The sequence below is a fragment of the Paenibacillus sp. J5 genome (genome assembly GCF_054955055.1).
This window is the reverse complement of the sequence record NZ_JBUEDD010000002.1, coordinates 264021-278623: the sequence shown is the minus strand read 5'-3', so window position 1 is coordinate 278623 and position 14603 is coordinate 264021. Positions and strand designations below refer to the sequence as shown.

General features: G+C 57.5%; 16 protein-coding genes. 7 read left to right on the top strand and 9 right to left on the bottom strand.

What is annotated here, in order from left to right:
* Positions 1–332: 332 nt before the first annotated feature.
* The 6 genes from ACY1JZ_RS03795 (at position 333) to ACY1JZ_RS03770 (ending at position 6341) form a co-directional block, all read left to right on the top strand.
* Positions 333–1115, top strand: a complete 783-nt coding sequence (locus tag ACY1JZ_RS03795) for a BclA C-terminal domain-containing protein (protein ID WP_462628134.1) — start codon at positions 333–335, stop codon at positions 1113–1115.
* Between the two features lie 110 nt (positions 1116–1225).
* Positions 1226–2236, top strand: coding sequence for an NAD-dependent 4,6-dehydratase LegB (locus tag ACY1JZ_RS03790; protein ID WP_462628133.1), 1011 nt, complete (start codon positions 1226–1228; stop codon positions 2234–2236).
* Between the two features lie 35 nt (positions 2237–2271).
* A complete protein-coding gene (locus tag ACY1JZ_RS03785; protein WP_462628371.1) occupies positions 2272–3441 on the top strand; it encodes a LegC family aminotransferase in 1170 nt (389 codons plus the stop codon).
* Positions 3429–4583 (top strand): UDP-N-acetylglucosamine 2-epimerase, encoded by a 1155-nt coding sequence (neuC, locus tag ACY1JZ_RS03780; RefSeq protein ID WP_462628132.1) that lies wholly within the window; start codon positions 3429–3431, stop codon positions 4581–4583. The genes ACY1JZ_RS03785 and neuC overlap by 13 nt, the downstream gene beginning before the upstream one ends.
* A gap of 16 nt (positions 4584–4599) precedes the next feature.
* Complete coding sequence (gene neuB / locus ACY1JZ_RS03775) at positions 4600–5676, top strand: N-acetylneuraminate synthase (protein ID WP_462628131.1); 1077 nt, start codon at positions 4600–4602, stop codon at positions 5674–5676.
* Positions 5673–6341, top strand: a complete 669-nt coding sequence (locus tag ACY1JZ_RS03770) for a PglD-related sugar-binding protein (protein WP_462628130.1) — start codon at positions 5673–5675, stop codon at positions 6339–6341. Before neuB ends, ACY1JZ_RS03770 begins: the two co-directional genes overlap by 4 nt.
* 123 nt (positions 6342–6464) lie before the next feature.
* Here ACY1JZ_RS03770 and ACY1JZ_RS03765 read toward each other — a convergent pair whose 3' ends face one another.
* The 9 genes from ACY1JZ_RS03765 to ACY1JZ_RS03725 all read right to left on the bottom strand — a co-directional run bounded on the left by ACY1JZ_RS03765 (position 6465) and on the right by ACY1JZ_RS03725 (position 13524).
* Positions 6465–7292 (bottom strand): SDR family oxidoreductase, encoded by an 828-nt coding sequence (locus ACY1JZ_RS03765; protein WP_462628129.1) that lies wholly within the window; start codon positions 7290–7292, stop codon positions 6465–6467.
* A complete protein-coding gene (locus ACY1JZ_RS03760) occupies positions 7279–8004 on the bottom strand; it encodes an acylneuraminate cytidylyltransferase family protein (protein ID WP_462628128.1) in 726 nt (241 codons plus the stop codon). The genes ACY1JZ_RS03765 and ACY1JZ_RS03760 overlap by 14 nt, the downstream gene beginning before the upstream one ends.
* The gene (locus ACY1JZ_RS03755; protein ID WP_462628127.1) at positions 7994–8968 is read right to left on the bottom strand and encodes a Gfo/Idh/MocA family protein; all 975 of its coding nucleotides are present in this window, start codon (positions 8966–8968) and stop codon (positions 7994–7996) included. Before ACY1JZ_RS03755 ends, ACY1JZ_RS03760 begins: the two co-directional genes overlap by 11 nt.
* Positions 8965–10014 carry a nucleotidyltransferase family protein gene (locus tag ACY1JZ_RS03750; protein WP_462628126.1) on the bottom strand — a complete coding sequence of 350 codons (1050 nt, stop codon included), beginning with the start codon at positions 10012–10014 and terminating at the stop codon, positions 8965–8967. The genes ACY1JZ_RS03755 and ACY1JZ_RS03750 overlap by 4 nt, the downstream gene beginning before the upstream one ends.
* A 117-nt stretch (positions 10015–10131) precedes the next feature.
* On the bottom strand, positions 10132–10476 hold the full coding sequence (locus ACY1JZ_RS03745) for an S-Ena type endospore appendage (protein WP_270170998.1): 345 nt from the start codon (positions 10474–10476) through the stop codon (positions 10132–10134).
* A gap of 282 nt (positions 10477–10758) precedes the next feature.
* Positions 10759–12648, bottom strand: coding sequence for a motility associated factor glycosyltransferase family protein (locus ACY1JZ_RS03740; protein ID WP_462628370.1), 1890 nt, complete (start codon positions 12646–12648; stop codon positions 10759–10761).
* Positions 12648–12947, bottom strand: coding sequence for a hypothetical protein (locus ACY1JZ_RS03735; RefSeq protein ID WP_462628125.1), 300 nt, complete (start codon positions 12945–12947; stop codon positions 12648–12650). The genes ACY1JZ_RS03740 and ACY1JZ_RS03735 overlap by 1 nt, the downstream gene beginning before the upstream one ends.
* A complete protein-coding gene (locus ACY1JZ_RS03730) occupies positions 12937–13215 on the bottom strand; it encodes a hypothetical protein (RefSeq protein WP_462628124.1) in 279 nt (92 codons plus the stop codon). Before ACY1JZ_RS03730 ends, ACY1JZ_RS03735 begins: the two co-directional genes overlap by 11 nt.
* 51 nt (positions 13216–13266) lie before the next feature.
* Complete coding sequence (locus ACY1JZ_RS03725) at positions 13267–13524, bottom strand: S-Ena type endospore appendage (RefSeq protein WP_462628123.1); 258 nt, start codon at positions 13522–13524, stop codon at positions 13267–13269.
* Between the two features lie 688 nt (positions 13525–14212).
* Here ACY1JZ_RS03725 and ACY1JZ_RS03720 point away from each other — a divergent pair.
* On the top strand, positions 14213–14560 hold the full coding sequence (locus ACY1JZ_RS03720; protein ID WP_462628122.1) for an S-Ena type endospore appendage: 348 nt from the start codon (positions 14213–14215) through the stop codon (positions 14558–14560).
* The last annotated feature ends 43 nt before the right edge of the window (positions 14561–14603 follow it).

The window sequence follows — 14603 nt, the reverse complement described above, 5'->3', positions numbered from 1 at the left end:
TTGCCTCCTCTAATCTGATCACCTTATATTAATGCAGCGCTATACAGCTATCCCTAATCTTTGCTTGTCTTCCTCATGATAAGCGAAGAACAATCCTTGAAGCAACTCAGCCGCCTCACCTTGAATGGAATGGCTCCTTCTCCTCTGTGTTTCCTAATTGATTATAAATCTCTGGACGTCTATTCTTTAGTCTATCATCTTGAGCCCTTTCCTTAATTGTAGAGGAAGAATGTACAGGCAAAAGGAAGTTGTTCAACATTCATTGTAGGAAGAGGAGAATGGTGGCTAAGCAGAAGACAGCTTTAATGCATCATGATGAAGGAGGGGGCAGTATGAATATTATAAATGGCAGCGGGTGTTGTTCTTATTGCAAATCCGGTGTTATTTATGCTGCCTGCAATGCATGTAGTAAAGGCGTGACGGGTCCAACAGGCTCGACGGGCTCGACCGGAGCAACCGGGGTCACAGGAAGCGCTGGAGCTACAGGCCCGACCGGAGCAACCGGGGTCACAGGAAGCGCTGGAGCTACGGGCTCGACAGGAGCAACCGGGGTCACAGGAAGCACCGGAGCTACAGGCCCGACCGGAGCAACCGGGGTCACAGGAAGCGCTGGAGCTACAGGCCCGACCGGGGCAACGGGAGCCACAGGAAGCGCCGGAGCTACGGGATCGACCGGGGCAACCGGGGCCACAGGCTCGACGGGGACGATCGGATCGGCAGCCAACAATTCTGGGGCTACCATTGTTCTTACGCTTCTGAATCCAACGGGAAACATAACTTTTCCGAATGCACAGAATCTTCCGAGCGACATCACGGTGAACAATCCGACTGCGGATACCTTCACACTAAATACGGCTGGGCGCTATCTGATTACGTATGCGATATATCCGACACTAACTTTGCTCACAAACTTTCAATTGTTCCGTAATAATGCAGGCGTTAATGGGACATTGGTTGCAGCAGCTATCGGCGTGGGACTTGTCCATAATCAGATTGTCCTTACCGTAAATGCAGGGGATACCATTCGGGTCACAGTTACTACCACGTTAGCCGCTACCGTTACCTTGTCGGGTTCCTCGACTGCTGCTACAATTTCGTTTGTTCGGGTGGGATAGATGCTATCATGCTTTGCGAGCAAGGGTCAGCATAACTCTCCTTTCTACAGAATAAAATGTCATTATCCGTGTTGTCGTAACATCGGGGGATGCATGGAGGAGGGGGGACTATGGGACTGACAAACGGCCCTGTGCTCGTTACCGGAGCAGATGGCTTTATCGGCTCTCATCTGACTGAGCTGCTGGTTAAGCAAGGCTGCCAGGTTCGCGCATTTGTCTACTATAATGCTTTCGGCGGAGCCGGGTGGCTGGATCAATTGAAGCCGGACATTCGCTCCCAGTTGCACCTGGTTTATGGAGATATTCGCGATGGAGCTGCTGTCAAGCAGGCCATGAAGGGCTGCCACACGGTTTTTCATTTGGCTGCGCTAGTAGGTATTCCATATTCATACCTGGCTCCTGAAAGCTACATTGATACCAATATCAAGGGAACGCTCCATGTGCTGCAGGCTGCCAGGGAGCTGGGCGTGGAACGAATCGTGCATACCTCTACGAGCGAGGTATATGGGACGGCCAGATATGTCCCGATGACGGAAGAGCATCCATTTCTTGGGCAATCTCCATATTCGGCCTCCAAGATCGGCGCGGATCAGCTTGCGCTGTCCTTTTACTACGCCTATGGGCTGCCAGTTGTCATCTTGCGCCCATTCAACACGTATGGCCCACGCCAATCCCGGAGAGCCGTCCTGCCGACCATCATCACGCAGCTTCTTGCAGGAGCGGACAGTATCCGACTAGGCTCCGTCCTGCCGACTCGGGATTTTACGTATGTCCAGGATACGGTTCGCGGGTTTACTGCTGCTGCGCAGGCGGTGGGTGCAATAGGCCACACGGTGCATATCGGGAGCGGCCGGGAAACAAGCATCGGTGAGGCGGCGGCATTGGTGGCGGAGCTGCTCGGGGTCGAGGCGGCAATTGAGAGCGATACCGCCCGAGTGCGTCCTGCAGGCAGTGAAGTGGAGCGGCTGTGGGCCGATCCCTCTAAAGCCAAGCAGTTGCTAGGCTGGGAGCCGAAATATGGGGGAGCGGATGGGCTGCGAAGGGGATTGGCGGAGACGATCGAGTGGTTTGCCTCCATGCCCTCGGCATGGCAAGCAGAGCCGCAATCGTATACGATATGAGCGGACGGGCTGCAAGTCAGTTTGCGCAGGAGATTGTGCAGCGGTTGAAGCAGGTGCTTCCGTCAGGTGAGCAGCCGGTTGAGCTGCATGCGCCGTATTTCGCCGGGAAGGAATGGCACTATGTAAAGGAGTGTCTCGATACAGGATGGGTGTCGTCGGCTGGGGCATTTGTGGAACAGTTCGAACAGCAGCTAGCAGACTTCACGGGGATGCGATATGCAGTCGCTGTGGTGAACGGTTCTGCCGCCCTGCATGCTGCTCTGCTGGTTGCGGGTGTGGAAAATCAGGATGAGGTGATCATCCCTGCATTGACATTCGTGGCTACGGCCAATGCGGTTCATTACTGCGGGGCAGTTCCGCATCTGGCGGATAGCTGTGAACGAACTCTCGGTCTTGATCCGGGGAAATTAAGACGGCATCTCCAGTCGATCGCAGTGCTCCGAGATGGCGCCTGCTTCAATCGGCTTACTGGGAGGCGTATTCGTGTTGCCGTACCGATGCATACGCTGGGACATCCGGCGCGGCTGGATGAGCTGGCAGAGGTATGCGCCGATTATCGGTTGGAGATGGTCGAGGATGCGGCGGAAGCACTTGGCTCCTGGTACAAAGGCCGCCATATCGGCAGTTGGGGTTGCCTGGCGGCATTCAGCTTCAACGGCAACAAAATTATGACCGCGGGCGGAGGCGGCGCCATTGTGACGAACAGCGAGCCGCTGGCCAGAGCTGTCCGGCACTTGACGACGACGGCGAAGGTGCCGCATCGTTGGCGCTTTGTACATGATGCCGTTGGCTACAATTATCGGCTGCCCAATCTGAATGCGGCGCTAGCGCTGGCACAACTGGAGCAGATGCCGATGATGCTAGATTGCAAACGCAGGCTGGCACGAGCATACCAACGCGCATTCGAGCAAGTGGAAGGGGTTCAATGCTACAGTGAGCCGCAGCAATGCCGCAGCAACTATTGGTTGAATGCCTTGGTGCTGGAGGAGCAGCATCAGGGTGAGTTGGAGGCCGTACTGGAGCTTGCCCATCAGGAGGGCATCAGGGCACGGCCGCTCTGGACTCCGCTGCATCAACTGCCCATGCTGCGTGATGCCCCACGCATGGAGCTTGCAACAAGCGAGAGCTTGGCTAAGAGGGTAATTAATATTCCGAGCAGTGCATTTCTCATAGGGGCCACACGGAGGGAAGCATGGAACAGCTAAATCCATACCGCATCGCAGTCATAACCGGGAGCCGGGCCGAGTATGAGCTGTTGTATGGCTTAATGAAGCGGATTGAGGAGCTCCCGCAGCTAAGGCTTCAACTGATCGTTACCGGGATGCATCTGTCGCCGGAATTTGGCATGACGGTTGATCGGATCATCGAGGACGGCTTCGCCATTGAGCAGCGTGTCGAAATGCTGGTATCCAGCGATACTGGAGCAGGAGCAGCCAAGTCGACAGCGCTCGGGATGATCGGCTTTGCCGATGCCTTCGCGCGCCTTCGTCCCCATTGGGTCGTCGTACTGGGCGACCGTTACGAGATATGGGCAGCGGCCAGCGCTGCCTATCTCGCCCGGATTCCGATTGCTCATATCGGCGGCGGAGATGTAACGGAAGGGGCACTGGACGAGGCCATACGCCATGGGATAACGAAAATGGCGCAGCTTCATTTTGTTACCAATGAACAGTCTGCTCGCAGAGTTCGCCGACTTGGGGAAGCTCCAGAGACGATCATTCAGGTGGGGCACCCGGGCATCGACCGGATCATGGAGCTGCCGCTGCTCCCAAGACAAGAGCTGGAACGGGAGCTGGAATTCACTTTTCGTCCGCGCAATGTACTTGTGACGTATCACCCGGCGACGCTTGGCGAGCACGATGCCGAGGCAGAACTGAAGGCGCTGCTCACGGCGCTGGATAGTCTTGGGGATGAGGTCGGCATCCTGCTGACCAAGCCTAATGCCGATCCGGGAGGCCGTCGTTACGGCGCGCTGGTCGAACAGTTTGCGTCGAATCGGCGAAACTGCCGGGTGTATACATCACTCGGGCAGCTCCGGTACTTCAGCGCGGCTCGGGTTGTAGATGCCGTCGTAGGCAATTCCTCCAGCGGGCTGTGTGAGATTCCGTCGCTCGGCACGCCGACGGTCGATATTGGCGTGCGGCAGCGGGGCCGTCTGCGTGGGCCATCTGTCCTGCACTGCGAGCCGAATGAGACGGCCATTCGAGCCGCCATCCTCCATGCCTTCCGCATGGATGCCAGTTGTCTGCCCAATCCGTATGGGAATGGCAACAGCAGTGTGCGCATGGTGGAGGAGCTGTGTCGCCGCGCGGGATGTGGGATTAGCGGGCTGAAGCGTTTTTGCTGAAGAGGGAGGCGAGGGTATGGGCATGAAGATCATTGCAGAGATCGGTGTCAATCACAATGGGTCGCTGGAGCTGGCCAGTCGTCTGGTCGAGGCGGCGGCAGCGGCGGGAGCCGATGCTGTCAAGCTCCAGACCTTCAAAGCATCGCGTCTTGCGGCTGCCGATGCGCCCAAGGCCGCATACCAGCAACAACAGGCAGCAGGAGCAGAGGACTCCCAGTTATCCATGCTGCGCAAGCTGGAGCTATCCGAGGAGGCGCATGAGCTGTTGGCACAGCAATGCGCTGCATGCGGGCTGGAGCTGCTGGCCACGCCATTCGATGAACAGAGTGCCGCGTGGCTTGGACAGCGGCGCATTGTTACACGCTTCAAGGTTGCCTCGGGGGACATTACGCACGCACCGCTGCTGCTGGCGCTGGCGCGCAGCGGCAAGCCGATTCTGCTATCGACAGGCATGTCCACGCTGTCGGACATTGAGCAGGCGCTAGGTGTATTGGCTTATGGTTACACCGCCTCTGCCTCAGACTGGCCTGGGCGCGTTGCATTTCGCGAGGCTTACTTATCCAGGGCAGGACAGGCTGCGCTCACGGCTAAGGTCACCTTGCTGCATGCCACTACTGCCTATCCGGCTCCCTTTGAGAGCATTAATCTACGTGCGCTGGATACACTCGCTGCGGCATTCGGACTGGCGGTTGGACTGTCCGACCATTCCGAGGGCAACGTTGTAGCGGTGGCTGCAGCAGCCAGAGGCGCAGTGCTGCTGGAGAAGCATCTGACGTTAGACCGGGGTATGGAGGGCCCGGATCATCGCGCCTCACTTGATCCTGAAGGCTTCGCCCAGATGGTGCTTGCAGTCCGTCAGGCGGAGGCAGCGCTCGGTACTGGACGCAAGCTGCCGGATGATGCCGAGATAGACAATGCGCGTATCGTCCGGCGAAGCCTGGTAGCAGCCAGAGACATCGAGGCGGGCAGGCTGATAACGGAGGAGGATATAGCGGTGAAGCGGCCGGGAGACGGGATGACCCCTTATGCATACTGGGAGGTGCTGGGCAAGCCAGCGAGCAGGAGCTACCGCGAGGAGGAGAGGCTTGAATGAAGCTGGCGATCTTCGGCGCTTCGGGCCTGGCAAGGGAAGCCGCTGACCTGGCGTGGCTGCTTGGCTATTCACAGCTCGTGTTGATTGATCGAATGCAACCTGATCGAATGCAACCCGCAGGCTCCGAAGACATCCCTCACTTGCCATGCGTCAGCAGCGAGCTGCCAGTAATCGGGGAGGAAGCTGTAAGCACGCTCGCTGCGCAGGGCTGGAAATTCATCATCGCGATCGGTCAGTCCGCGCTGCGCAGGCAGGTGCAGAATCGCTATCCTCATCTGCCCTATATTAATCTGGTGCATCCTGAAGCAACACTTGCCGCCAGACAACTGCCGGATCTGTATGAGCGCTGCGGCAATATCGTGCTGGCGGGCTGCCGGATGACAACCGGAATCCGCTGCGGCAATTTTGGCATCTATAATCTGAACTGCACGATTTCGCATGATGGCTTCATTGAGGACTATGTAACCATTGGGCCTGGGGCTCATCTATCGGGCAACGTCCATCTGGGCGAGGGGGCGTATATAGGCGCGGGTGCCGTTGTGCTGCAAGGTCGTGCCGGGAATAATAAGCTGATGATCGGTAGCGGTGCGATCGTCGGTGCAGGAGCGGTGGTTACGCGCGAGGTGGCGGCGGGAGCGGTCGTCAAGGGCGTGCCTGCACGTTAAGCCCAAGGCCCAGCGGCTTAACGGCTTAGAGACTTCACGACCAGCGGAGCAGATACACGGTTCCGCCTGCTGGAAGCTGACACATAGCACCCGGCATCTGCGTGATGCGATCCACGCATACCGCTACCAGGCATGCAATCCTCCGTCGACATACAGATTATGACCGGTCACATAGGAGGAGGCGTCGGAGGCGAGGTAGAGCACGGCTCCGACGAGCTCATCGGGATGCGCCATACGTCCGAGCGGGACGCGCGCAGCGTAACGCTGCACGAAGCGCTCGTTCTGACCGCTGAAGACACCGCCTGGAGTCAGGGTGTTCACCCGGATGCCATGCGGTGCCCAATGCGCGGCGAGATAAGCGGTCAGGCCGACCACAGCCGCCTTGGATACCGAATAGACCGCGGGGGAGTTGATGCTGGCATTCAAGTAACGCGCCCCTTCGTAAATCCGTTCATCCGGCCCAAGCAGACCGTAGATGGAGGAGGTCTGAATGATGGAGCCGCCGCTCCCTTGAGCGATCATCTTCCTGCCCGTTGCCTGGGCAACCAGAAACATTCCGTCGACATTAACCTCCATAATGCGCCGCCACTGTACCAATGAGTAGTGCTCGAAGGGGGCGAAGAACTGCTCCAGGTCATCGGACTTGGTTGCAGCATTATTGAGCACGATATGGATGCCTCCAAGCTCGCTGTCGACCTGCTCCGCCATCTGCCTAACAGACTGCGGATCAGCTACATTGCAGGCGATGCCGATGCAGGAAGTATGGTGCCGTGCCTCCAGCTCTGCGGCGTATGCCGCGGTCTCCTGTCGCGACAGATCCACTACCGCAACCTGGGCGCCCGCTGAAGCCAATCCTTCGCAAAATCTGCGGCCTAGAATGCCGAGGCCACCCGTCACGATCGCTGTTCTGCCATTTAGCTCGAACATCCGAAGGCAATCAGCCTTCTCCATCGCCAGCCACTCTCCTTCGTTTCATCCATTCCTCCACAAGGATAAAATCTAGCTCGGAATCAATATCCGGCGCCGTTTCCTTCATAATGTACAGTCTTGTGCGTTCATGAAACAGCGTATGATGCTGCCTGAGCCATTCCCGCTGCCATACATAGATTGAAGCGTTCAAGTCATAGGTAGGCGGAGCATCCTGTCTGCGCGTAATCGGCAGCGGCGGCGGCTTGACAAGGTGCACGCTCCCGTCGGCAGCTTGCTCGACCATGTTGAAGTAGGGGGAACGACGGGAAGGATGGGCGCTGATGACATTGCAGGCGGCTGTCTGCTCCAGCAGCGCGACGGCACCGACGATCGCTTCAGGAGTACGCGCCGGAGCAGTGACATCAAGGTCCACCACGATGTCAAATGAGAGGCCGCTTAGCTGCTCCGCCATGTCTGCCGCATGTGCGATGGCTGGCAGCTTAGGAGCTGTATCGTCCGCCAGCGCTGACGGACGGCGGATCAGCAAGTCGATGCCACAGGCATGCGCGATGTCCAGAATCGCTTGCGAGTCGCTGCTGACTGCGATGTGGTCGAACAGGCCGCTGCTCTGCGCCTGCTCGATGGAATAGGCAAGCAGCGGCTTGCCCAGCAGCGGACGGATGTTCTTGCCGGGCACACCCTTGGAGCCGCCGCGTGCGCAGAGGGTACACAGTCTGGCTGGTCTAGTCAACATGTCGTATCCACCTTCCAAGCCGGGCAGAGCGCTCACAAGCCGTGATGAGCCGAAGCGTCTCCCAGGATTCCTCCAAGCCGCACAATGAGTCGAACCGTTCCTGGAACAGCGCTTCAAGCTGAGCGCGGTAGGTTACGTCCCGCCCGCAACAGTAATGCTCCGTTCCCTCCTCGCTGGTCAGGGTGCTGTTCACCAAGTCAGCCGTGTAGGTGCCGCCATCCGTATTCAGAATAATCTGTCGCTGCCCGATCCGGTCCGTGTAATTGAGTTGTACCGTCGTTACCGGACAGCGCTCAGTCGAGAGCAGCAGCGCGTAGACATCATCGCTGTCCACCTCCAGCTTGCTGAGCTGCCCGCCAACAGCAGCAACACGCACCCACTTGCCGCCCAGCCATTGTACATAATCCAGCTCATGGCTCAGATCGCGCAGCACGCCTCCGCCTGCGGCACGGCGCGCTGAGTAGCTCCGACGGTAGTCGCCAGGCCGCCACTGGCGCAGATCCTGACCAGCATACACTTGCACCGACAACAGTGTGGCGGAATCAGACACCTGCTTCAACCGCTGCAGGACCGGATGGAAGCGCAGATTATAGGCGGTGAAGATGCGGCCATGCGATCGCGCGGCATTCAGCAGGGGAACATCAACCGCTGGATTAGGGCTCGGATGCAGCAGCGGCTTCTCGACAAGGATGGGGCCGTCAAACCCCCGGCGCAATAGCCACTCCAGGGTGCTGCGATGATCGCCCGTCGGGTTGCAGATGATGATCTGCTGCGGACAGCTCATCGTCCAGGCCTCCTCTAGCGAGCGGAAGATGGCGATGGCCTCTGGCGCCGCCCGGGTACCGGCAGCATGGCGGCTGACCACCACAGCCTGGCGTTCCATGCTGTGCAGCAGCCGCAGATAGCGCTGACCCATCGAGCCGTAGCCGATAATAAGCGTGAAGCCTCCGTTGCGCTCCTTCATCGGAATACCTCCCCGTATTCACGGTTGGCGCGCTCATAATCGTCGAGGCGGCCGATGTCCAGCCAGTATTCTCGCACCGGGAAGACGGACGCCTCCAGCCCGCGCCGCTTGAGCTGCTCGAACAGATCGGGCATATCCATATATTTCCCGGGTGCGATATGCTGCAAGGACGGTGGCTCCAGCACATAGATGCCAGCGTTGACAAAGGCCTGATGGGCGGGCTTCTCCTGGACAGCAACGAACCGGTGCTGATCCGTCTCGACGACCCCGTAGGGAATCGAATACGTATATTCCCGCACGCACATGGTTGCTGCGCCGCCGCATTGCTGATGAAACTGCAGCAGGTGCGAGTAGTTGAGGCTGGTCAGCAGATCGCCATTGATGACGATCACCGGCTGCTTCTCCGGGTCAGGCAGCAGGGAGAGTGCACCTGCGGTGCCAAGCGGCTGGTGCTCGCGCAGATAATCGATCTGTACGCCGAACCTGCTGCCATCTCCAAAATAGTCCTCAATCATCTCTGCCTTATAATGGACTGAAAAATAAAAACGATGAAACGAATAGGCGCGGAGCGATTCGACAATCGTCTCCAGCAGCGGCTTGCTGCCGACCTTTAGCAGCGGTTTGGGACAATGGTCAGTCAGTGGTGCCAATCTCCGTCCAAGCCCGCCGGCCATAATGACAACGGCATTATCCCTTGGGCAAGGCTGGAGAAAATCCTCCAGCACCTCCAGTCCCAGCAGTCTGCCCGACTCTGAGACGACTGGCAGCCGACGGAGATTTTTGCGTAACATCAGCTCATAAGCGAGCTTGCCGGAGGTGCCGTGAACGATGGTAACCGGACGGTCATTCATGATCGTCGCCGCAGGATCGGTGAGCTTCTGCCCGCGCAGCATCGCACGGCGAATATCCCCGTCTGTAATCGTACCCAGCAGCCGATCATCTGCGTCTGCTACCAGTGCGATCTGTGAGCTGCTCGCTTCCATAACGGCAGCCGCTTCGCGAATGGTCGAATGGGGTGGAATCGTCATCTGTGCACAATCTCTCATCCGTCTTCCCCCTACATATGAATTGGGCTGATCGGTGGATTTCTTGGAGTAAAGTGAATAAGAAGTTATGTATGCCTTTCCCCAATAATGAATAAGGGGAAAAGGCGAGGCATGGTATTATACAGACGGCCGGAAAAACTCCGTCATGCACAGGTTGGCAATTGCACTTCCAACTGTAGCGGTGGCACTAATGGTGGTAAAGCCTGATACGGCAAAGGCTCTCGTCTGGCCGGAGCCGACACCTGCAATTGTCGTTACAATACGTGTGCCACGGCGGAAGGTATACGTAATGGAAGCGGAGTTGGTCGAATTATTTGATATAATACCGGAGGCGGCGACCGGGCTTGGGCTGGGCCCGAAGATCAAGCTAGAAACTGCTGTACCTAATGCATAATCCTGACTTGGGAGACACACGCTCACAATCGGTTGTTGACAGCAGTTTTGCGCACTCGAACAACTCATGGATACACACTCCTCCTTCTAAATGAAAAGAGCTATAGATAGCAATATCATTTTATGGCATGCAGGCAGGAATGGTATAGATGGATGACACGAGTCTCGCCCAATTTGTTCCATCCCGTCCATGTCGTGTCTGAAATCCCGTTCAAGGGCATCTCTCCCCGCCTATTCGCCCCAAGCTGCGTTGCCTGTTCATGACGTACCCCCGGTACGCCTGCGAAAAAGCGCCTTGCCTGGAACGAGCATTCGGCCAGTTCGGATTCGCTCAGAGTGTTCAGACACGCCCTAGTTCCGATCCAATCGTTGTCCCGCTAGACCGAGCAAGTCAGATAGAGCCCTGCACATCTCGCTAATCGCCTGGAACATCTCCATCTGGATACCGTTCATCTCCCGCATCTGTGCAAGCGATGTGATCTCGCCTAGACTATCAATACGTGTATGGTAGGCAAGCAGCAGCGGCTGCATGTAGGTGCTGATCTCTGGCGCTGCATAGCGCGTATAGGCAATACCTTGCTCCTGAATAAGCTGTTCCACGAACGACGGCATCAAGGCGTGCGGATACCTCTCATGAAGTCGGCAAGCCTGCTCGATGATGAGGCAGTTACCCACGTCCTCCTCAGCCAGTGCGGCTGCTGTGAGAAGCTGAGCTTGAATGTGGGCGCACTGCTGCAGAAGACGCTTCTTCCGTTGTGGCAGCCATAATGCCTCCTCGGTCGGGGCGGCGGCCAGTGCCAGCGCAGTGAGTCGCTGATCCAGCTTGTTGGTGCAGTAGCGCTGCACAGCCTCCTGGAGTGTCATCGGTACCGTTCCTTGAATTACAGCGCCGCCCTCCGTAGCATCGATATACTGCCGGTCGGGATTTAGCGAGATGTGCTGCTCGAACCATGATTTGAACTCCAGCCATAACCTGGTGGTCTGCACTGGTTGGCCATTCACCCCCGGCACCTCATAGAGCTGCTGGCTGCGCAGCGCCTGGACGTGTCCGGCGAGCTGCGCCTTGGCATAGATGGATTGTGTGCTGTGAGTGGCGAGCTCAGGGCCGAAGGCCAGATCCTGCCCGACGAAGATGATCGGGTCGGCGCCCGCCCATAGAGCGAATTCGAAAGCCAGATGGGCGGAGGACGAACCGCCCTTGAGCGCCTCGCCGCTCTCCATAATTGCGCGCTGCACCCAATGAGTAGATGTCTCCAGGCGGCGGAATACCGGAATCCATGGCCCCGGCATCGAAGACGGAATCCGCGGATCGAGCAAGGTCAGGCCTACCAGTGCAACCTGCTCGGGGAGCGGCTCGGCAGCGAAATGAAAATGGTAGACATCCGGCGAGCGTTCGGTCACACAGATTGCATCGGGCACGATGCCGCGGGCAAGACAAGGCCGCAGCGCGGATTCTGCGGTAAGCATGAGCGAGCGGCCGACGGCTCCGCGCAATTGCTCCATATTGCGATCAAGCGAAGGGCCGTTGGCAATAATGAAAGCAGGCACACCCCGAAAAGCTCCCCGCATAGCGCTAAGTCTGGGCGAGCGAATGATGGCCTCGGCATTGTCTATTGTATTTAGCAGTCCGATCAGCGTGTCGTGAACAGAATTGCCTACACTGGATACAGCCAGATTCAGGATGTCCATCCACCATTCATGTAGCTGTAGATAGGCCTTCTTTTGATTGCGGTGAGCGAGCGGGGTGAAATGACAGTCTAGGCGGCTGCTGTGCAGGATCAGTTCGCCAGTCAGGGCATCCTCCAATTGCTCCTGCAGTTGCTCCACACCGCCAACAAGCAAACGACAGTCGGGAGCCTCCAGCAGCGGAGTCAGGTCGAGCTCGCACAGCATCGTATAGAACAGGCATAGATCCTGTTCAAAGATAAGTGCTGTAGTATAGGGCTTTTTCCTCTTGATATACTCCAGGAGCGGGTAGCCGAAGCTGCAGCCGTAGAGGATGCTGACCCGGGTATGGTCATAATGGACCGAATCAGCCCATTGGCTTGCCTCCGACCAGGGATCGAGCAAGCTGTTGGTGTGATACAGGCCATTCTCCTGTGGAATCCGGGCGATGGGCCATCCGTTCTCGGACGACACGGTTTCGTAGCGTTGCCCTTGAGTGGAGGCGATATGCGCTTCGACCCGTGCCCGCAGCTTCGGAGGCAGCCGTTCCAGGTTATGCTGCAAAAGTGACGGCATCACTGCTGTCCTTTCTCCACAGCAGCCAGCTCTGACAGGACAAGCGTCTCCAGCACATCCAGCGCTGCGGCAATATCCCCGGCCTCCATCAGTGTCAGCGCCTGCTGAAGCTGTGCGGACAGTCTCGTGTAAGGCAGATCGTCTGGCTCTTCACGGCGCTGCTCCTGCTGCTCCAGCTCAACGAGCAGCAGCAAGGCAGCCCGCTGGAACGACTCCAGTCCTCGGGCGTCGTCGCCGCAGCGCCAGGCTTCGCAGCCTTGTGTGATCGCTGTGGCGATCGGGCGGCGTTCAGCTCTCATATCGGTCATAGTCTCCTTTATCCAGTCTACGGCGAAGCAGCGGGATGCCGTTCTCCAGAAACCAGGCATGCTTGGCGTGAGCGCTCTCGCTCTGCCAGCGGGTCAACTGATCCAGCCGGGAGACCGGTGCCTGCATTCGCTGCTGGTCTTCCGAATGAAACAGCACATGTGGAGTCGAGGACAGCCAGACATACCATGCCTCCACCGTCTGCCGCAGCTCTTGGCGTGCCTTGGAAAGGGCGCATAGCTGCTCATCTTGTTGTATCATGAACATCTCCTCCGAGGCTTTCCGTTTAATGTTCTCCATCGTCGGCTGTAGCTAGGTCGCCCGTCGCAGGCGGATGACGAATCGCCCCTTGCATATGCCGCCTTCGCCGGAGCCGACGATGGACAGCCGGCGAATTGGCGGTACATCAAAGCTGACCTGTTGCCCCTGCTCGATGACACCTTCTACGGCCTCACCCTCTGTCACCTCAATAATGGCTCGCATCGTGCATTTGGTTTCATTGGTCACCCGCACGATACCAGAGGCTGGAGCGGAGGATAAGTAGTAGACATGCGGCGCACTGTTGCTCATTTGAAATATTCTCCCAGTAACCATCTCGCATGATGACTGCAGTGGCGCAGGCTGAGGGTCGGGGGCGGGTGTCACAGGAGACAGAGGTGCAGGGGAAGGGGGATCGACAGTTTGCGGTACACGCCATGGCGTGGGAACGGAGGGGGCGGTTTGACGGAATAGTTCACCGCCAGTGCGACTCTGTGATCCGTTTAGCCACGGCTGAGGCCGCTGCTGTGTCTGTTGTTGGCGCCGCTTGCGTGTGCACCTTCCCCGGTTGACACGATGACATGTACAGCTCAGTCGTTGCTCCCTGCGCTTGCTGCGCTTGTGCTGTGGCCGACCACGCTTGGAGCAGCGCCGTTTTTTGGTATTGCGTGGCTTAGCCAACCGCTTCCTCAAGGCAAATGATGGTATCAGAAGAGAATTATAATGCATGTGGAACAATGTAAGCGGGCGGGTACACAGATAGCGAGGAGGGCAACGGCTTCTCACGTTTAAGAATCCTCCTTCTACAACACTTTTTACCATATATATGAGTCGTAGTGGGTTGTTGTCTCTGCCGGGCGGAAAATCATTACTATTTGGGCGTTTCACCAACATCGTAGAGAAGTTCGCGTGCCGATGCCCAATTGGAAGGAAATAGACGAAAAACTCGGTCATTCAGAAGGGGATTCAATATAATAAAAAGAGCAGAGGAGGGGATGTGATGGAACGATGTCCGGATGACCAGAGTAGCCTGCGTGGAACAGACTCGCTGACCAGTCGGTGCATTAACTGCCCGTGGTATGTATCGGAAACGGAAAGTGCTGTGCTGTATGTGACTAACGAAATTGTAAGAGTTACCGGAGTAGCGACCTCAAGTCCTGAACCGAATACGACAGCCATGCTTCGCTTTATGTACCGCCAAGCTGTGGTAGAGAGCTTAGTGCTGCAGGCTGGACAGACGCTGGGGTTTACAATGGTCGGAATGGACCGAATTGAAGTCATAGGGATGGGAGCGGGAGATTCCATGGGGAATTTAATGATTGATTCGGTCAAGCTAGCTGTGGGTTAGGGGGAAATCCGCCCCGTGCCATGGCGAGGCGGTTCATGCTGGC